The sequence below is a fragment of the Streptomyces sp. NPDC104367 genome (assembly GCF_055583825.1).
Genome location: NZ_JBVJND010000017.1, coordinates 158,872 through 176,940, shown reverse-complemented (window position 1 = coordinate 176,940; position 18,069 = coordinate 158,872). Strand labels below are relative to the sequence as shown.

The following is an 18,069-nucleotide window of genomic DNA, read 5'->3' as shown; positions in this document are numbered from 1 at the left end:
GGCAGTCGTATCGGCGGTCGCACCAGTGGCCGCATCAGCAGTCGCAGTGAAGGAACCTCCCATGAGCTTCACCGTTGTCACCCGGCCCACCGAGACCGCCGCCGCGCTGGCCCCGCGTGAGCGCGAGACGCTGAAGCACATCGCCGCCGGCTGCACCTACCTCCAGGCCGCCCGGCAGATGGGGCTCTCCCGGCACACGGTCGATGCCTACCTCCGCCGGATCCGCGCCAAGCTCGACATCAACACCACCGCCGAGCTCACCCGGCTCGCCGTCTCCCTGGGGCTGTGACCCCGCTCCGCCCGACAGATCCGCCGCGCCGTGACAGCGTGGGAACAGCGGCCGGCCACGGCGTCCTGGAGGCGGAGATGACGGTGAACGGGCTCGGACTGGTGGTGCACGGGGGTCGTACGGAGGCCGCGGAGGCGGCCCGCGCGGTGCGGGAGTGGGCCGCGGAGCACGGCGTGCGGTGCGCGGACATCGACGTCTGGCACGACGGCGGACGGCACAGCTCGGGGGAGGAGGTCGCGGCCGCGGGCCATCCCGACCTCGTCGTCACCCTCGGCGGTGACGGCACCTTCCTGCGCGGCGCCCGGCTCGCCGCCCGCAACGACGCGCTCGTCCTCGGCGTCGACCTGGGCCGGGTCGGCTTCCTGACCGAGGTGCCGGCCCGCTCGGTGCGGGCGGCGCTGGACGCGGTGCGCGAGGACCGGTTCACCGTCGACAGCCGCATGCTGCTGACGATGCGGGCCTCCCGCCGCCCGGAGATGCCGGCCGACATGGAGGAGCTGATGCGCTACGGCCGCGGTCCGCTGCTGCCCCCGCCCCAGGTGCGCACGGACTGCGAGACGGACGCCGAGTGGGGCGTGCCGCTGCACGTCACCGCGGTCAACGACATCGTGGTGGAGAAGCTGTCCCGGGACCGCCAGGTCTCCGTCGGCGTGTACATCGCGGGCCGGCTGCTGGCCTCCTACTCCGCCGACGCGCTGCTGGTCGCGACGCCGACCGGCTCCACCGCCTACAGCTTCGCGGCCGGCGGCCCCGTCGTCTCGCCGTGCGCGGACGCCCTGGTCTTCACCCCGGTCGCCCCGCACATGGCGTTCAACCGCTCGGTCGTCACGGCCCCGGACGAGCCCGTCGGCCTGCGGGTCCTCGAACGCTCCGGCCAGGCCGCCGTCAGCATCGACGGCCAGGTGCGGGGCGTGCTGGGGCCCGGTGACTGGATCGGGGTGTACGCCGCCCCGAGCCGGCTGCGGGTGGTCCGGCTGGCGCCGATGGACTTCTACGGCCGGCTGCGCGAGCGCATGAACCTCACCGACGCCCCGGCCGCGGTCGCCGACGGCACCCCCGCGCCCCTGTGGTCGGTGACCACACCCCCGCCGGGCGACCTCGCCCACCTCTCCCTGCTGCCCCTGGCCACCCGGCTCCAGCCGGTGGACGACGCCACCGGCGGCGGCTGACCGGGGCGGCAGGCGGACCGGTGGTCAGTCCGCGGTGCGTACCGTCGGCATGGCGAGGGTCACCGGGCCGCTCTTGCAGGAGTCGTGGCAGTCCTTCTCCAGGCTGCAGCACAGGGAGCAGACCGCGCCGGAGTGGAAGGGGCAGCCGGCGATGTCGGGCCGCTCGAAGGCGGTCGCGCACACCGTGCAGTCGAGCGTGACCGCAGACGGCAGACCGTCCTCGCCGAGCAGCGGCTCCGCCAGGTCGTCGACGCGGGCGATGTAGTACCTGCCCTTGGTCAGCACCGCGAACAGCGGCGAGAGCACCATCGCCAGGAACAGCGCGATGAAGGGCGAGTACGCCTTGCCGTACGCCCCGAACGCGTCGAAGTAGGCGGCGATCGAGACCGCCGACGCGATCAGCATCGAGCCGAAGCCGACCGGGTTGAAGTTGTGCAGGTGGGCGCGCTTGAACTCGATGTACGAGGGGCTCAGCCCCAGCGGCTTGTTGATGACCAGGTCGGCGACGACCGCGCCGATCCAGGCGATGGCCACGTTGGAGTAGAAGCCGAGCACGGTGTTGAGGAAGCCGAAGACACCGCCCTCCATCAGGGCCAGCGCGATGCCGACGTTGAGGAAGATGTAGACGACCCGGCCGGGGTGACGGTGCGTCAGCCGGGAGAAGAAGTTCGACCAGGACAGCGAACCCGAGTACGCGTTCGTCGAGTTGATCTTTATCTGGGAGAGGATCACGAAGAACGTGGCCAGGCCCAGCGCGACGGGCGCGGCGAACGTCCTGAAGCCGGACACGTACTGCTGGATCGGCTCGTTGGCCTTGGCCAGACCCACGCTGCCGGCGATGTAGAACGCGAGGAAGGCGCCGCCGATCTGCTTGGCCGCACCGAGCACCACCCAGCCGGGACCGGCGGAGAGCACCGCGCCCCACCACTTCCTGCCGTTCTCCGGGGTCTTGTCCGGCATGAACCGCAGATAGTCCACCTGCTCGCCGATCTGCGCGATCAGCGACAGCGCGACACCCGCCCCCGCGCCCACCCCCAGCATGCTGATGCCCGACCCGGTGGGGGAGTCGCCCGCGAAGTGCGTGAACTCCGAGAACCTGCCCGGGTCCTGGATCGCGATGGACACGAACGGCGCGACCATCAGCACCAGCCACACCGGCTGCGTCCACACCTGCATCTTCGACAGCGCGGTCATGCCGTAGACGACCAGCGGCAGGATGACGAGCGAGCAGATCAGGTACCCGACGGCGAGCGGGATGTGCAGGCCCAGCTCCAGGGCCTGCGCCATGATCGAGCCTTCGAGGGCGAAGAAGATGAAGGTGAAGCTGGCGTAGATGACCGAGGTGAGCGTCGAGCCGAGGTAGCCGAAGCCCGCGCCCCGGGTCAACAGGTCCATGTCGATGGAGTACTTGGCCGAGTAGTACGAGATCGGGATGCCGGTGAGGAAGATGACCACCGCGGCCGTCAGGATCGCCACCATGGCACTGGAGAAGCCGTTGGAGACGGCGATCGAGCCGCCGATGGCGAAGTCCGCGAGGTACGCGATGCCGCCGAGCGCGGTGGTGGCCACCACGTAGGGGGTCCAGCGGCGGAAGGACTTCGGCGCGTAGCGCAGCGAGTAGTCCTCCAACGTGTCGTTCCGCGCCCAGTCGTTGTAGGTGCGCTTGCCGTCCGTCCGGCTCTCCGCCGCGGTCGGCGGCGCCTCCTTGCCGACGATCTCCGTCACGACTCGTTCCTCTCTCGTCCCCGGTCGTTTGCACGGAAGAGTCGCGGCGCGCTGTTTCCCGAACGTTTCACCTGCTTTAAAAGACAAAGCTTGATACTTCCCGTGGGAAGTATTGGGCGTGGCCTCAGAGTTGGGCGACCACGTGGAAGTCGAAGGCGTCCGCCCGTGCCAGGTACAGCCGTTGGGCGAGGTGGTTGCCGCGCAGCCGTACGACGCCCCGCGGACCCTCGTACGACACCGCGTCCCCGACCGCGCTCAGCGCCCGTACGTCCAGCGAACGGGCCCGCTCGGCCAGTGCGGCCAGCAGCCGTACCCCCTCGAAGCACGACTCGCCCGGGCTGCCCACCACCGGCGCCTGCGCACCGAACCGGGCCGCGTGCCGGGCGCCGAAGTCGAGGCTCTCCGCGGTCGCGAGGGCCTCGAAGAAGCCGGCCGTCGCCCAGAGCCCGTCAGTGCCCTCGGCGCCGGTGGCCAGCAGGATGTTCTCGTCCATGTGGGTGCTCAGCCGCAGGCACCGCTGGTGCAGTCCGTGCGCGGCGAACGCCCGGTTGAAGCGGGCCGCGTCGGCCCCGACCAGCAGCATCAGCACCGCGTCGGCCTCGCACCGCTCGATCCGGCGCAGCACCGGCGCGAACCCGTCCGTCCCCAGCGGCACGAACACCTCGTCCCGGACCCGGCCGCCGCAGGCCCGCGCGTACCCGCGGACCGCGCGGGCGGTCACCCGCGGCCAGACGTAGTCGTTGCCCACCGTGCACCAGCGCCTGACCCCGCCGGCCTCCGTCAGCAGCCGCATCGCGGGCAGCAGTTGGGCGGCGTCGGTCTCACCGGTCAGGAACACCCCGGGGGTCCGCTCGCCGCCCTCGTACTGCGCGGTGTAGACGTACGGCACCCGGCCGGCGATCCGGGGCAGCAGCGCCTGCCGTACCGCCGAGGTGTGCCAGCCCACCACCCCGTCGACGGCGCCCACCTCGACCAGCGTGCCGACCTCGGCCGCCACCCGGTGCGGCGGCGCCCCGCCGTCCACCGTGACCAGCCTGACCTCGCGGCCCAGCACACCCCCGGCGGCGTTGAGTTCCTCCGCCGCCAGCCGCGCGGCCGACTCGCACGACGGCCCGAAGACCCCCGCCGGGCCCTGGAGGGGCACGACCAGCGCGAGGACCAGCACGGCACTCGTGTCACCCGGCGGCGCCGGACGCATCGGCCACCTCCGTGCGGGCATGGGAACGCGGATGCGGGTCCCGGACCCCGGCGCCCTCGCTGAGGCTCGTATTCTGCGCGCACAGTAGACCTACCGGAAGGACACCGGCAATGCCGTTCGTACCCTCCTCGCCGGACCTCGCCCATCTGCTCGGCCATGCCGAGCGCAGCATCGTCCGGCGGCTGGCCGCGGTGCTGGCCGAGGAGGACTGCGCGGTCGAGGAGTGGCGGGTCCTGTCGGTCGTCGGGGACGGCCGGGGGCACGCGATGTCCGAGATCGCCGAGCAGGCCCTGATGCCGGCGCCCAGCCTGACCAAGCTCGTCGACCGCATGGTCGCCGGCAACCTCGTCCACCGCCGCCCCGACCCCCAGGACCGCCGCCGCGTCCTGCTCCACCTCACCCCGCGGGGCGAGGAGCTGCACCGCAGGGCCGCCGACCGGGTCCGCGCCGACCAGGCCCGGCTGCTCGGCGCGGTCGGCGACGAGGGCGCGCTCGCCCGGCTGCTGCCCCGGCTCACCCGGGCGGCCGACACCGCGGACGAGCCCGCCCCGAGCACCTCCGGCTGAGCACCTCCGGCTGAGCGAGGGCGGCACCGAGGGGGGCGGCACCGCGAGGGCGGCCCGAGAGGGAGGCGGCGCGGGGGAGGCGTCGTCCGCCTGTGGGTGTCAGCGGCGCAGGCCCAGGGCTTCCGTGCCCGCGTACCGGGCCTGGGGGCCCAGTTCCTGTTCGATGCGGACGAGTTGGTTGTACTTGGCGGTGCGGTCCGCGCGGGAGAGGGAGCCGGTCTTGATCTGGCCGCAGCCGGTGGCGACGGCGAGGTCGGCGATGGTCGTGTCCTCGGTCTCGCCGGAGCGGTGGGACATGACGACCGTGTAGCCCGCGCGGTGGGCGGTGGTGACGGTGGCCAGGGTCTCGGTGAGGGTGCCGATCTGGTTGACCTTCACCAGGACCGAGTTGGCGATGCCGTCGCGGATGCCGGCCCGCAGCAGGGTCTCGTTGGTGCAGAAGACGTCGTCGCCGGTGAGCTGGCAGCGGTCGCCGAGCCGGGCGGTCAGGTCGCGCCAGCCCGCGTGGTCGTCCTCGGCCATCGGGTCCTCGATCGACGCGACGGGGTAGCGGTCGACCAACGCGGCCAGGTACCCGTCGTGTTCGGCGGGGCTGCGGCGGACGCCCTCGCCCGTGTAGTCGTACACCCCGTCGCGGAAGAACTCCGAGCTGGCCGGGTCCATGACGAGGGTGATGTCGGTGCCCGGCTTGTAGCCGCTCTGCTCGATGGCGCGGACGACGAAGTCCAGCGCCTCCTCGGCGGTGCGCAGGTCGGGGGCGAAGCCGCCCTCGTCGCCGACGTTGACGCTGTGGCCGGCGGCGAGGAGGCCGGTGCGCAGGGTGTGGAAGACCTCGGAACCCATCCGGACGGCCTCGGCGAAGGTGGCCGCGCCGACGGGGGCGATCATGAACTCCTGGAAGTCCAGCGGGTTGTCGGCGTGGGCGCCGCCGTTGACGATGTTCATCATCGGCACCGGCAGGAGCCGGGCGCCGACCCCGCCGACGTAGCGGTACAGCGGGAGGCGGTGGGCGGCGGCCGCGGCCTTGGCGGTGGCCAGGGAGACGCCGAGCAGGGCGTTGGCGCCGAGCCGGGCCTTGGTCTCGGTGCCGTCCAGCTCGATCATCGTGCGGTCGACCGTCGCCTGGTCCTCGGCGTCGAGTCCGGTCACGGCGTCCGCGACGGTCTCGTTGACGGCGTCGACCGCGCGGCGGACTCCCTTGCCGTGGAAGCGGGCCGGGTCGCCGTCGCGCAGTTCCACGGCCTCCCGGGCGCCGGTGGAGGCGCCCGAGGGGACGGCGGCGCGGCCGAGCGAGCCGTCCCTGAGTTCCACGTCGACCTCGACGGTGGGATGGCCCCGGCTGTCGATGATCTCCCGGGCGACGACGCGGCTGATGGCGGTCACGGTGCAGCTCCTCACGCTGGGCCCGCGGCTCCGTGCGCCGGCGGGCGGTAAGTTCCGGTTGGAAACAAAGTGAGTCTCGAAAAGGAACCTACTATGGGTCCATGAGGATGCACAACGCCGACGAGACGTGTGGCGTCGCCCAGGCCGCGCTGGTCCTGGGGGACTGGTGGAACGTGCTGGTCCTGCGTGAGGTCGCCGGCGGCCACGTCCGCTTCGACGCGCTGGCCGCCGAGATCGGGCTGTCCCGGAAGGTGCTCACCGAACGCCTCGGCCGCCTGGTCGCCCAGGGCGTGCTCCGGCGCAGCCTGTACCAACGGCGGCCGGTGCGCTACGAGTACCTGCTCACCGACGCCGGCACGGCCCTGCTCCCGGTGCTCGTCGCCATGCAGGACTGGGGCGACCGCTGGGTCCTCGGCGACGGCGCGCTCACCGCGACCGCGGCCGGGGACGGCGCGGAGCACGCCCGCGTCCACGCCCTGCCCGGCACCCGCCTCCCCGACGACCTGAGCCTGCCCGGCACCCCGGCCGGCTCCCCGCTGATCGACCCGGACGCCCGCGCCACCGTGCTGTTCACCTACCCCGGCACGGGCGTCGACTGGGGCGAGCCGCCGATCCCGGGCGCCCCGGGCTGCACGCTGGAGCACCGCGGCTTTCGCGACGCCTGGCCGGACTTCCGGCGGGCGGGCGTCGCGGTACGCGGCATCAGCACCCAGTTCACCGGGGAGCAGGCCGGGTTCGCCCGCGCGGAGGACCTCCCGTACCCGCTGCTCTCCGACGCCGGCCACCGTCTGACGGCGGCCCTGCGGCTGCCCGCCTTCCGCGGCGCCGGCCGGCTGCGCCACAAACGGCTGGTCCTGGTCGTCGACGCCGAACGGACCGTGCGGCACGTGCTGTTCCCCGTCACCGACATCCCGCACACGGTCGCCGAGGCCCTCCGCCTGGCCGCGGACGGGAAGAGCTGAGTTCCCACGGGACCGGAGGCCGGGCGAAGCCGCCGTCGCCCAGGAGGAACCCCTCACCTCCCAGGGGGCGGGGGCGGGCCGCCCCCGCCCAGTTCGCGGGCCCGGCGCACGAACGTCTCGTGCAGGTCGCGGGCCGCCCGGGGCACCGAATCGGTCCGCCGGCGCTGGAGCATCAGCACCACCTGGGTGGTGTCCCCGGCCAGCGGCCGGCACACGATCGTCCCGGCGCGCTCCAGCGGGTCCCCGACCACGCTGAAGTCCGGCAGCACCGTCGCCCCGAGCCCCTCCGCGACCATCAGCTTGCCCATCTCGGCGCCGTCGGTCGAGTACGAGAAGGCCGGTGTGCGGTCCGCCAGCAGCCGGTGCACGTAGCGGTGCATCACATAGCCGGTGCGCATCGCGATCAGCGGCACCGAGAGCAGTGCGTCGACCGGCACCTCGGGCCCGGCGGCGAGCGGACTGTCCCGGCGCACGCACACCACCGGCCGGCCGCGCAGCAGTTCGGTGGCCTCGAACCCGGCGGGCACGTCGTCGCCGTCCAGGTGGTTGACGAGCCCGAGGTCGAAACCGCCCTCGGCGAGCCCCCGTTGGATCTCCGTCTGCTGCGCGCCCACCACCTCGACCTGGGTGACCGGATGCGCGGACCGGAAGTCCCGCAGCACCGGGATGAGCAGCGGCACGGTCGCCGCGTTGACCGTGCCGACACGCACCATCCGGCTCAGGCGGTGCTGCTCACCGGCGGCCGCCCGCAGCCGGTCCACCGCCTCCAGCACCTCCACGATCCGCGGCATCAGCTCCTGGCCCGCCGTGCTCATCGTCGCCCCGGTGCGCTTGCGCTCCAGCAGGTCGACACCCAGCTCCCGCTCCAGGTTCCGCACGGTCTCGCTCAGCGCGGGCTGCGACAGACGCAGTTCGTCGGCCGCCCGGCGCAGCGATCCGAGCCGGGTCACGGCCGCTATGTATTCCAGCTGTTCGGTTCGCACCCCGGCAGAATGCGCGGTTATTCGAGACGCGTTCAAGGGTTTCCCTGTCACACGTTCGTGAAATCCCATGGTCCGCGATGCGAGAACGGTCGGGTTTTCCTTGACGGCCCTCGGCGCCGACTGCGACCATCGACGACATGAAGATGCGACTGGACCTCACGCGGCGACGCCATGTCGACCTCGCGCGCGTCTCCAGCGCCTCCTGTTGCGCCGCGGCCTGATCCCTCCCACCTCGCGATCCGCCGCGCTCCGCCCGCTTCTCCTCCTTCCTTTTCCCGCCCGAATTCACCGTGCCGCGCATTTCCCGCGCCCCGCACCCTGTGAATTCCGGCGTGCCCGAAAACTCGCAACAGGAGTTCCGCATGCCCGCCGCGCCCGTGAAATTCGCCTACTGGGTCCCCAATGTCAGCGGAGGACTCGTCACCAGCAAGATCGAACAACGCACCGACTGGGGGTACGACTACAACCGCGAACTCGCCGTCCTCGCCGAGAACAACGGCTTCGAGTACGCGCTCAGCCAGGTCCGCTACATGGCCAGCTACGGCGCCGAGTTCCAGCACGAGTCGACCAGCTTCAGCCTCGCCCTGCTGCTCGCCACCGAGCGCCTGAAGGTCATCGCCGCCGTCCACCCCGGCCTGTGGCACCCCGGCGTCCTCGCCAAGCTCGGTGCCACCGCCGACCACCTCTCGGGCGGCCGCTTCGCCGTGAACGTCGTCTCCGGCTGGTTCAAGGGCGAGTTCACCGCCCTCGGCGAACCCTGGCTGGAGCACGACGAACGCTACCGGCGGGCCGAGGAGTTCATCACCGCCCTGCGCGGCATCTGGACCGAGGACCACACCGAACTCGCCGGTGACTTCTACCGGTTGCGGGACTTCTCGCTCAAGCCCAAACCGCTCAACACCCCCGAGCGCCCGCACCCGGAGATCTTCCAGGGCGGCAACTCCACCGCCGCCCGCGCCATGGCCGGCCGGGTCTCCGACTGGTACTTCTCCAACGGCAAGGACTACGACGGAGTGATCGAGCAGATCAACGACGTCCGCAAGTCCGCCGCCGAAGTCGGCCGAGCGGCACCGAAGTTCGGCCTCAACGGCTTCCTCATCGCCCGCGACACCGAGGCCGAGGCCCGCGACACCCTCCGCGAGATCATCGCCAAGGCCGACAACGAGGCCGTCGAGGGCTTCGGCGCCGCCGTGAAGCAGGCCGGCCGGTCCACCGCCGACGGCAAGGGCATGTGGCAGGACTCCGGCTTCGAGGACCTCGTCCAGTACAACGACGGCTTCCGCACCGGCCTGATCGGCACCCCCGAGCAGATCGCCGAACGCATCGTCGCCTACCGCAGGCTCGGCGTCGACCTGCTCCTGCTCGGCTTCCTGCACTACCACGAGGAGGTCGAGTACTTCGGCCGGCGCGTGCTGCCCCTCGTGCGCGAACTGGAAGCCGGACTGCCCGACACGGAGCCCGAGTCCGCCCTCGTCTGACCCCCCACACCGCGAAAGAGGCAACCCCATGAGCACCGTCACGCCCGCCGACTGGCAGGCCCGCCCCGTCCCCGCCACCGCCGACGAGTGGATCGCCCGCGCCGCCGAGGTCGCCGCCGTCCTCGCCACCGACGCAGCCGCCCGCGACCGGGCCGGCGCCACCCCGCACGCCGAGGTCAGGCTCCTCAAGGACGCCGGCCTGGTCACCCTGCTCGGCCCCGTCGAGCACGGCGGCGCGGGCCAGGACTGGCCCACCGCCTACCGGGTGGTCCGCGAGATCGCCAAGGCCGACGGCTCCATCGGCCAGCTGCTCGGCTACCACTACCTGTGGAACTGGGCCGCCCGGCTGGTCGGCACCCGCGAGCAGTGGGAGCACGTCGAGGCCGAGGCCGCCCGCAACCAGTGGTTCTTCGGCGGCGCCGTCAACCCCCGCGACCAGGACGTGGTCGTCACCGAGGACGGCGACGACCTGGTCTTCACCGGCCGCAAGTCCTTCTCCACCGGCAGCAGGGTCTCCGACGTCACCGTCCTCGAAGGCGTCCTGGACGGCACCGACCAGCACGTCTTCGCGATCGTCCCGTCCGACAGCGAGGGCCTGACCTTCCACGATGACTGGGACAACATCGGCCAGCGGCTCACCGAGAGCGGCGGCGTCACCCTCGACGGCGTCCGCACCCCCTGGTCCTCGGCCGCCGGGTACGTCGACAAGGAGTTCCGGCCGCGCGTCTACAACACCCTCAACGTCCCCACCATCCAGCTGGTGTTCGTCAACTTCTACCTGGGCATCGCGGCCGGCGCCCTGGAGACCGCCGCCGCCTACACCCGCACCAGGTCCCGCTCCTGGCTGCACGGCGGCCACGAGCGCGCGGTCGACGAGCCGTACGTCATCGACATCTACGGCGACCTGACCGCCAAGCTCTGGGCGGCCGAGGCGCTCGCCGACGCCGTCGCCGCCGAGGGACAGAAGCTGCACGACGACCCGGACGCGGTCACCCCGGAGGCCCGCGGCGCCTTCGAGGTCCGGGTCGCCGTGATCAAGGCCCGCGCCACCGACGTCGCCCTGGAGACCGGCAACCGGATCTTCGAGGCCACCGGCGCCCGCGCCACGGCCACCGCCGAGGGCCTGGACCGCTTCTGGCGCAACGTGCGCGTCCACACCCTGCACGACCCCGTCGCCTACAAGCGCCGCGAGGTCGGCCGCTGGGTCCTCGAAGGCGAACTGCCCGAACCCACCTGGTACTCCTGACCGCTCCCCATCGGGCGCCCGCCCCGCGCGGGCGCCCGGCCCCACCAGAAAGAGGCAGCTCCATGGCCACCGTCCTGTCCGTCTCCGGCAGCCCCTCCGCCTCCTCCCGCACCGGCCGCCTGCTGCGCCACCTGGACCAGCGACTGACCGCCCAGGGCCACGAGGTGATCCCGCTCGACGTCCGCACCATCCCCGCCGAGGCGCTGCTCGGCGCCGACTTCCGGCACCCCGCGATCGTCGAGGCCACCGAGCTGTTCGCCCGCGCCGACGGCGTCGTGGTCGGCACCCCCGTCTACAAGGCGTCGTACTCCGGAGTCCTCAAGGCGCTCCTGGACCTGCTCCCGCAGTACGCCCTCACCGGCAAGACCGTGCTGCCCCTGGCCACCGGCGGCTCCGTCGCGCACGTCCTCGCCATCGACTACGCACTGCGCCCGGTGCTGAACTCCATGGGCGCCGCCCACATCGTGCAGGGCTGGTTCACCCTCGACAAGGACATCGCCGTCCGCGAGGACGGCACCCTCGCCCTCGCCCCGGCCGCCGCCGAGGCCCTCGCCCCGGTCGTCGACCAGTTCTCGGCCGCGCTCGCCGGCCGTACGCCCCTGCTGGCCGCGGCGGGCTGAGCCGATGACCGCGCATGTCATCGCCGACGAGGCGGAGGCGCTCGCCGTCGCGACCGCCCTGGCCGACGGGTTCCGTGCCGGGGCCGCCGCACGCGACGCCGAACGCAGGCTGCCCCGAGCCGAATTGGACCAGCTGTCCGCCTCGGGCCTGCTCGCGGTGACCGTGCCCGCCGAGCACGGCGGAGCCGACCTCGGCGCCCCGGCCATCGCGGAGATCTTCCGGCTGCTCGGCTCGGCCGACGGCAGCCTCGCGCAGATCCCGCAGAGCCACTTCGCGTACGTCAACGTGATCCGCCGTCAGGGAACGCCGGAACAGCGCAAGTTCTTCTTCGCCGAACTCCTCGCGGGCGCCCGCTTCGGGAACGCGCAGTCCGAGGCCGGTACCCAGCACGTCCAGGACATCCGCACCCGGCTGGCCCGCCGGGCCGACGGCTCCTTCCGGCTGACGGGCGTCAAGCACTACTCCACCGGTGCGCTCTTCGCCCACTGGATCCCGGTCCTGGCCCGCGCCGAGGACGACGACCTGCACGTCGCGTACGTCCCCCGGGACGCCCCCGGCCTGACCGTCGAGGACGACTGGGACGGCATGGGCCAGCGGACGACGGCCAGCGGGACCGTCCGGCTGGACGGCGTCCCGGTGCCCGCCGACCGGGTGCTGCCCCACCACCTCACCTTCCGCGAGCCCCAACTCCACGGAGCGGTCGCACAGTTGCTGCACGCCGCCATCGACGTGGGGATCGCCGGGGGAGCGCTGGCGGAGGCGGCCGAGTTCGTGCGCACCAAGAGCCGGCCCTGGTTCGAGAGCGGGGTGGAGACCGCCGCCGAGGACCCGCTGCTGATCCAGCGCTTCGGTGAACTCGCCGTCCGGGTCCGGGCGTCCGAGGCGCTGCTGCGGGAGGCCGCCCGGACGGTCGACGCGGCCGGCGCCGACCTCACCGCCGCCTCGGCCGCCGAGGCGGCGGTCGCCGTGGCCGCCGCGAAGGTGACGGCGGCCGAGGCGGCGGTGACCGTCGCCGGAGCGCTCTTCGAGGTGGCCGGCACCCGGTCGGCCCTCGACTCCCTCAACCTGCACCGGCACTGGCGGGACGCCCGGACCCACACCCTGCACGATCCGCCCCGCTGGAAGATCCAGCACATCGGCCGGTACGTGCTGAGCGGCACGCTGCCGCCCCGCCACGGCCTCCTGTGACCCCCGGCCCCCTTCGATCGGAGACCCCCGTGTCCCTCACCTTCCACTGGTTCCTGCCCACCAACGGGGACAGCCGCCATGTCGTCGGCGGCGGCCACGGCACCCCGGCGACGGCCTCCGGACGCGACCGGCCCCCGACGGTCGCCTATCTGGGCCAGATCGCCAGGGCGGCGGAGGACCTCGGCTTCGTGGGCGCGCTCACCCCCACCGGGGCCTGGTGCGAGGACGCCTGGCTGACCACGGCCATGGTCAGCCAGCACACCGAGCGGCTGAAGTTCCTGGTCGCCTTCCGGCCCGGCTTCGTCTCGCCCACGCTCGCCGCGCAGATGGCCGCCACCTTCCAGCGGCAGACCGGCGGACGGCTGCTGCTCAACGTGGTGACCGGCGGCGAGAGCCACGAGCAGCGGGCCTACGGGGACTTCCTCGACAAGGACGCCCGGTACCGCCGTACCGGCGAGTTCCTGCAGATCGTCCGGGAGCTGTGGCAGGGCCGGACCGTCGACCTGGCGGGCGAGCACCTCCGGGTCGAGGACGCGAGGCTGGCCCGGGTGCCGGACCCGGTGCCCGAGGTGTACTTCGGCGGGTCGTCGCCGGTCGCGGGGGAGATCGCGGCCCGGCACGTCGACGTGTACCTGACCTGGGGCGAGCCGCCCGCGCAGGTCGAGCGGAAGATCGAGTGGATCCGGGGACTGGCGGCACGGCAGGGCCGCACCCTGCGGTTCGGCATCCGGCTGCACGTCATCACCCGCGACACGTCCGAGCAGGCCTGGGCCGAGGCGGGCCGGCTGCTGGACGGCTTCGACCCGCAGACCGTGCGGTCCGTGCAGGAGGGGCTGGCCCTGAGCGAGTCCGAGGGGCAGCAGCGGATGCTGGCGCTGCACGGGGGCCGACGGGACGCGCTGGAGATCCACCCCAACCTCTGGGCGGGCATCGGGCTGGTCCGCGGCGGCGCCGGAACCGCCCTGGTCGGCTCGCACGACGAGGTCGCCGCCCGCATCAGGGAGTACGCGGCCCTGGGCATCGAGGAGTTCGTGCTGTCCGGCTATCCCCACCTGGAGGAGGCGTACTGGTTCGGCGAGGGCGTCCTGCCCCGGCTGGCCGCCGGGGGAGTCTGGCAGCACCCCTTCGCACCGGCCGCCGCCCCGGCGGCCCAGGTGCCGTTCGCGTCCTGAGCGGCCGGGGGCGGTGCGGGCGGCGGGGGCGATGAGGGCGGCGGGGGTGGCGGGTGCGGCGGCGGGTGCGCGGTCTCAGCCGGCGTGGGGGCGGGCCAGTCCGTGGTCGTAGGCGAAGATGACGGCCTGGACGCGGTCGCGAGCGCCGATCTTGGCCAGCACCCGGCCGACGTGCGTCTTCACCGTGGACTCCGAGACCACGAAGTGGGACGCGATCTCGCCGTTGTTCCAGCCCTTGCCGATGGCGACGAGGATCTCGCGTTCGCGGTCGGTGAGGGAGCCCAGCCGCGGGTTCTCGCCGGGGTCGCCCGAGGGCGGCGGCACCATGTGGGCGAACTCGTGCAGGAGACGGCGGGTGAGGGCGGGCGCGATCACCGCGTCGCCGAGCGCGACGGCCCGGATGCCGGCGAGGAGTTCCTCCGGGCGGGCGTCCTTGAGGAGGAAGCCGCTGGCTCCGGCGCGCAGCGCGGCGTGGACGTACTCGTCGAGGTCGAACGTGGTGAGCACCAGCACCCGGGAGCGGTCGCCCGCGGCCGTGATGCGGCGGGTGGCCTCGATGCCGTCCATGCCGGGCATCCGGACGTCCATCAGGACGACGTCGGGACGGAGCTCGGCGGTCCTGCGGACCGCCTCCGCACCGTGCGCGGCCTCCCCGACCACCTCCGTCTCGGGGACCGAGTCGAGCAGCAGGCGGAAGCCGTACCGCTGGAGCGGCTGGTCGTCCACGACGAGCACGGTCGTCACCGGGCACCGCCCCGGGGCGTGAGGTCGAGGATCGCCTCGACCGTCCATCCCGCGCCGGCCGGCCCGGCACTGAGGCTCCCGCCGTACAGGGCCGCCCGTTCGCGCATTCCCACCAGACCGTGTCCTTCCTCGTTGACCGGGCCGCCACGGCCGGGGGCGCCGGCCGGGCCGCTGTCCTGGACCGTGATGGTCAGCCGAGTGTCCCGCACGACGATCGCGAGGTTCACACGGGTGCCGGTTCCGGCGTGTTTGAGCGTGTTCGTCAGGGCTTCCTGGACGATCCGGTAGACCGCCAGCTGCACCCCGCTGTCCAGGGCGTCGACGTCGCCGGCGGTCCGGTAGACGACCTCCAGGCCCGCCGAGCGCACCCCCTCGCACAGGGCGTCGAGATCCAGGAGGCCGGGCTGCGGGCTGAGCTCCGGCTCCGCGCGCGGGCCGTCCGAGGCCTCCCGCAGGACGCCGAGCACGCGTCGGAGCTCGCCGAGGGCCTGCCGGCCCGTGTCACCGATCAGGTGCAGCGCCTCCCGGCCGCGGGCCGGAGCGACGTCGGTGGCGTAGGCCCCGGCGTCGGCGAGGGTGATGATCACGGCCAGGTTGTGGCCGACGATGTCGTGCATCTCGCGGGCCACCCGGGCCCGCTCGGCCGCCGCGGCGAGCCTGCTGCGCTGGTCGCGCTCTATCTCCAGCCGGGCCGCCCGGTCCCGCAGCCCGGCCAGCTGGGCCCGCCGGATACGGACCGCCAGCCCGAGCGCGAGGGCCGCGGTGGCCGCGCTCAGCAGGAAGAACAGCGCGTCGCCGATGGTGACCGCCGCCGACGCCCGCGCCGCCACCAGCACCATCGCGCCCACCATCACCGCGCAGGCCCAGGGCAGCTGCCGCAGCCGCCCGTGCAGGGCGAGGCTGTACAGGGCGACGAACAGGGCGACGTCGGCGCGCAGCGCCGCGCCCAGCGACCACTGGAGGACGAAGACCGCCGCGACGGCGACGAAGGCGGCCGCGGGCCGGCGCCGCCGCCACAGCAGGGGAAGCACGAGCCCCGCCTGGAACGCGAGCATCTCCGCCACCGGCAGCCGGACGAACACCAGCCGGAAGTGGTGCCGCCCGTCACCGTCGCCGTCACCGTCCCCGACGCCGATGCCGCCACGGGCGTGCAGCAGGTCCGGCAGGCACAGGAACAGCACGACCAGGACCACCACCGCGGTGTCCAGCACCCACGGACGCACCCGGTCGGCCCCGCGCAGCCGCTGGCCGACCCGGGAGAACCGGGCGACCAGCGGTCCCATCCCGCCGAGGTCCGCGCCGAGGTCCGTGCCGAGATCCCCGCCGAGGTCCGTGCCGAAGTCCGCGCCGGGATTCCCGACGGACGTGGTGGACCCGGCGGACCCGGCGGACGTGGCTGACACGGGCTGCCCGGAAGACGCGGCGGGCGCGGCGGGTGCTGCGGGTGCGTTGGCCTGGGAGGTCACGGGGGTCACAGGGGTCACGGGGCTCACCTGCCCATCATGCGGGGGTCAGACGTCGCTGCGCAGCAGCCGGTAGGCGGCCCCGGCCAGGGCGAGCGCGGTCCAGCCGAGGAAGACCAGCAGTCCGGCCCCGGGCGACAGCGTGGTGGCGTCGTGGGTCAGGGCGAACATCGACTCGCCCGCGTTGCTCGGCAGGTAGGGGCTGATGTCGTCCCGCCAGGAACTGGGCAGCAGGGAGATCAGCCCGGGGATCAGCATCAGCGTGGCGACCAGCACCGAGATACCGCCGGCCACGGACCGCAGCAGCGCGCCGAGCGCCGTGCCGATCACGCCGACCATGCCGAGGTAGAGGCCGGCGCCCAGCAGACCGCGTACGACGCCGGCGTGCGAGAAGCCCATCGCCGCGGGCGTGTCGGAGACGATCCGGCTGCCGAACAGGAAGGCGACGCACACCCCGGCCGTCCCGATGACCAGCGCGACCAGGCCGAACACGGCCGCCTTGGACCACAGCACCGGCAGCCGGCGCGGCACCGCCGCCAGGGTGGAGCGGATCATGCCGGTCGAGTACTCGCCGGCCGTGACCAGCACCCCGAGGACGCCCAACGCCAGCTGGGCGAAGTTCGTGCCGAACAGCGACAGGCTCAGGGCCGTGGAGCGGGCGAAGTCGGGGTCCATCCGGCCGGAGCCGATCCCGGACCGGTACCGGCTCGACGCGATCAGCCCGAACGCGACCAGGAACAGCAGGCCCAGCCCGAGCGTGATCCAGGTGGACCGCAGCGACCAGAGCTTGGCCCATTCCGAGGCCAGCACGCGCCGGCCGGTCACCCGGTAGGCCGGGCGGGCGGCCGCGGCGGGCGGCGCGTCGGGGGTGGTGGCGGTGAGGGTGCTCATGCCGTCCTCCCGAGGGAGTCGTCGGGGGTCTCGCCGGACGTCTCGCCGGCGGTGGTGCCGTCGGCGGCGGTGGCGCCGTGGTACTCCACGGCGTCCTTGGTCAGGTCCATGAACGCCTGTTCCAGCGACATCTGCCGGGTGCTCAGCTCGAACAGCGCGATCCCGTGCTCGGCGGCCTTCAGCCCGATCTCGCGCGCCGTCAGCCCGGTCACCTCCAGCTCCTCGGAGCCGATCCGCCCGGAGACCGCGACCTGCGGGCCCGCCAGGACGTCCCGCAGCCGCGCCGGGTCCTGCGTGGCCACGTGCACGGTGTCACCGCCCGCCTCGCGCACCAGGTCCCGTACGGTCGTGTCGGCCAGCAGCCGGCCCCGGCCGACGACGATCAGATGGTCCGCGACCAGCGCCATCTCGCTCATCAGGTGGGACGACACGAACACCGTGCGCCCTTCCCCGGCCAGCGACGTCAGCAGGTTCCGGATCCAGAGCACGCCCTCGGGGTCCAGCCCGTTGACGGGTTCGTCGAGCATCACGGTCTGCGGGTCGCCCAGCAGGGCCGCGGCGATTCCGAGCCGCTGTCCCATGCCGAGCGAGAAGGCACCGGCCCGCTTCTTCGCCACGCTGCCCAGCCCGGCCAGGTCGATGACCTCGTCGACCCGGCGGCGCGGGATGCCGTGCGTCAGGGCCAGCGCCCTGAGGTGGTTGCAGGCCGAGCGGCCCGGGTGGATCGACCGGGCCTCCAGGAGGGCGCCGACCTCCTGCAACGGCGCCCGGTGCCGGGCGTAGCGCCGGCCGTTCACCGTGACGGACCCGGCGGTGGGGGCGTCCAGCCCGACGACCATCCGCATCGTCGTGGACTTCCCCGCCCCGTTGGGCCCCAGGAAGCCGGTCACCGTACCCGGCTTCACGACGAATTCCAGGCCGTCCACGGCCGTCTTCTCGCCGTATCTCTTGGTCAGCTGCCGTGCGTCGATCATCGGAGCTCTTTCTCTCG

Annotated in this window: 18 protein-coding genes; 10 read left to right on the top strand and 8 right to left on the bottom strand. The window is 73.2% G+C overall.

Annotated elements, in window-relative coordinates; genetic code table 11:
- Nucleotides 1-61: 61 nt before the first annotated feature.
- Nucleotides 62-289 carry a response regulator transcription factor gene (locus ACZ619_RS25660; protein ID WP_469603219.1) on the top strand — a complete coding sequence of 76 codons (228 nt, stop codon included), beginning with the start codon at nt 62-64 and terminating at the stop codon, nt 287-289.
- Nucleotides 290-366: 77 nt separating this feature from the next.
- Nucleotides 367-1,458 (top strand): NAD(+)/NADH kinase, encoded by a 1,092-nt coding sequence (locus tag ACZ619_RS25655; protein WP_469603298.1) that lies wholly within the window; start codon nt 367-369, stop codon nt 1,456-1,458.
- A 24-nt stretch (nt 1,459-1,482) separates the two neighbouring features.
- Here the strand turns inward: ACZ619_RS25655 and ACZ619_RS25650 are convergent, their stop codons facing one another.
- On the bottom strand, nt 1,483-3,183 hold the full coding sequence (locus tag ACZ619_RS25650; RefSeq protein ID WP_469603217.1) for a purine-cytosine permease family protein: 1,701 nt from the start codon (nt 3,181-3,183) through the stop codon (nt 1,483-1,485).
- A 124-nt stretch (nt 3,184-3,307) separates the two neighbouring features.
- Entirely contained in the window at nt 3,308-4,381 is a 1,074-nt protein-coding gene (locus tag ACZ619_RS25645; protein ID WP_469603214.1) for a substrate-binding domain-containing protein, read from the bottom strand.
- A gap of 110 nt (nt 4,382-4,491) precedes the next feature.
- Here ACZ619_RS25645 and ACZ619_RS25640 point away from each other — a divergent pair, with 110 nt between their 5' ends.
- A complete protein-coding gene (locus tag ACZ619_RS25640) occupies nt 4,492-4,947 on the top strand; it encodes a MarR family winged helix-turn-helix transcriptional regulator (RefSeq protein ID WP_469603211.1) in 456 nt (151 codons plus the stop codon).
- Between the two features lie 99 nt (nt 4,948-5,046).
- On the opposite strand, the gene eno is transcribed toward ACZ619_RS25640, so the two are convergent.
- Nucleotides 5,047-6,330 (bottom strand): phosphopyruvate hydratase, encoded by a 1,284-nt coding sequence (gene eno, locus ACZ619_RS25635; protein ID WP_469603209.1) that lies wholly within the window; start codon nt 6,328-6,330, stop codon nt 5,047-5,049.
- A gap of 101 nt (nt 6,331-6,431) precedes the next feature.
- On the opposite strand from eno, the gene ACZ619_RS25630 reads away from it, so the two are divergent.
- Nucleotides 6,432-7,292: a winged helix-turn-helix transcriptional regulator gene (locus ACZ619_RS25630; protein WP_469603207.1), complete on the top strand. Its 861-nt coding sequence runs from the start codon at nt 6,432-6,434 to the stop codon at nt 7,290-7,292.
- Nucleotides 7,293-7,345: 53 nt separating this feature from the next.
- On the opposite strand, the gene ACZ619_RS25625 is transcribed toward ACZ619_RS25630, so the two are convergent.
- A complete protein-coding gene (locus ACZ619_RS25625) occupies nt 7,346-8,275 on the bottom strand; it encodes a LysR family transcriptional regulator (RefSeq protein WP_469603204.1) in 930 nt (309 codons plus the stop codon).
- Nucleotides 8,276-8,412: 137 nt separating this feature from the next.
- On the opposite strand from ACZ619_RS25625, the gene ACZ619_RS25620 reads away from it, so the two are divergent.
- The 6 genes from ACZ619_RS25620 (at nt 8,413) to ACZ619_RS25595 (ending at nt 13,980) form a co-directional block, all read left to right on the top strand.
- Nucleotides 8,413-8,496: a putative leader peptide gene (locus ACZ619_RS25620; protein WP_350760414.1), complete on the top strand. Its 84-nt coding sequence runs from the start codon at nt 8,413-8,415 to the stop codon at nt 8,494-8,496.
- Nucleotides 8,497-8,637: 141 nt separating this feature from the next.
- Nucleotides 8,638-9,753 carry a dimethylsulfone monooxygenase SfnG gene (gene sfnG / locus ACZ619_RS25615; protein WP_469603202.1) on the top strand — a complete coding sequence of 372 codons (1,116 nt, stop codon included), beginning with the start codon at nt 8,638-8,640 and terminating at the stop codon, nt 9,751-9,753.
- A 28-nt stretch (nt 9,754-9,781) separates the two neighbouring features.
- Nucleotides 9,782-10,999: an acyl-CoA dehydrogenase family protein gene (locus tag ACZ619_RS25610; RefSeq protein WP_469603200.1), complete on the top strand. Its 1,218-nt coding sequence runs from the start codon at nt 9,782-9,784 to the stop codon at nt 10,997-10,999.
- Between the two features lie 62 nt (nt 11,000-11,061).
- Nucleotides 11,062-11,619 carry an NADPH-dependent FMN reductase gene (gene ssuE / locus ACZ619_RS25605; RefSeq protein ID WP_469603197.1) on the top strand — a complete coding sequence of 186 codons (558 nt, stop codon included), beginning with the start codon at nt 11,062-11,064 and terminating at the stop codon, nt 11,617-11,619.
- Between the two features lie 4 nt (nt 11,620-11,623).
- The gene (locus ACZ619_RS25600; protein ID WP_469603194.1) at nt 11,624-12,808 is read left to right on the top strand and encodes an SfnB family sulfur acquisition oxidoreductase; all 1,185 of its coding nucleotides are present in this window, start codon (nt 11,624-11,626) and stop codon (nt 12,806-12,808) included.
- Nucleotides 12,809-12,837: 29 nt separating this feature from the next.
- Nucleotides 12,838-13,980, top strand: a complete 1,143-nt coding sequence (locus tag ACZ619_RS25595) for an LLM class flavin-dependent oxidoreductase (RefSeq protein WP_469603191.1) — start codon at nt 12,838-12,840, stop codon at nt 13,978-13,980.
- Between the two features lie 75 nt (nt 13,981-14,055).
- Here the strand turns inward: ACZ619_RS25595 and ACZ619_RS25590 are convergent, their stop codons facing one another.
- The 4 genes from ACZ619_RS25590 to ACZ619_RS25575 form a co-directional block, all read right to left on the bottom strand.
- Nucleotides 14,056-14,724, bottom strand: coding sequence for a response regulator (locus ACZ619_RS25590; RefSeq protein WP_469603188.1), 669 nt, complete (start codon nt 14,722-14,724; stop codon nt 14,056-14,058).
- Nucleotides 14,721-16,007 (bottom strand): sensor histidine kinase, encoded by a 1,287-nt coding sequence (locus ACZ619_RS25585; protein WP_469603295.1) that lies wholly within the window; start codon nt 16,005-16,007, stop codon nt 14,721-14,723. The genes ACZ619_RS25590 and ACZ619_RS25585 overlap by 4 nt, the downstream gene beginning before the upstream one ends.
- A gap of 228 nt (nt 16,008-16,235) precedes the next feature.
- Nucleotides 16,236-17,078, bottom strand: a complete 843-nt coding sequence (locus ACZ619_RS25580) for an ABC transporter permease (RefSeq protein WP_469603187.1) — start codon at nt 17,076-17,078, stop codon at nt 16,236-16,238.
- Nucleotides 17,075-18,052 (bottom strand): ATP-binding cassette domain-containing protein, encoded by a 978-nt coding sequence (locus ACZ619_RS25575; protein WP_469603184.1) that lies wholly within the window; start codon nt 18,050-18,052, stop codon nt 17,075-17,077. Before ACZ619_RS25575 ends, ACZ619_RS25580 begins: the two co-directional genes overlap by 4 nt.
- Nucleotides 18,053-18,069: the final 17 nt, after the last annotated feature.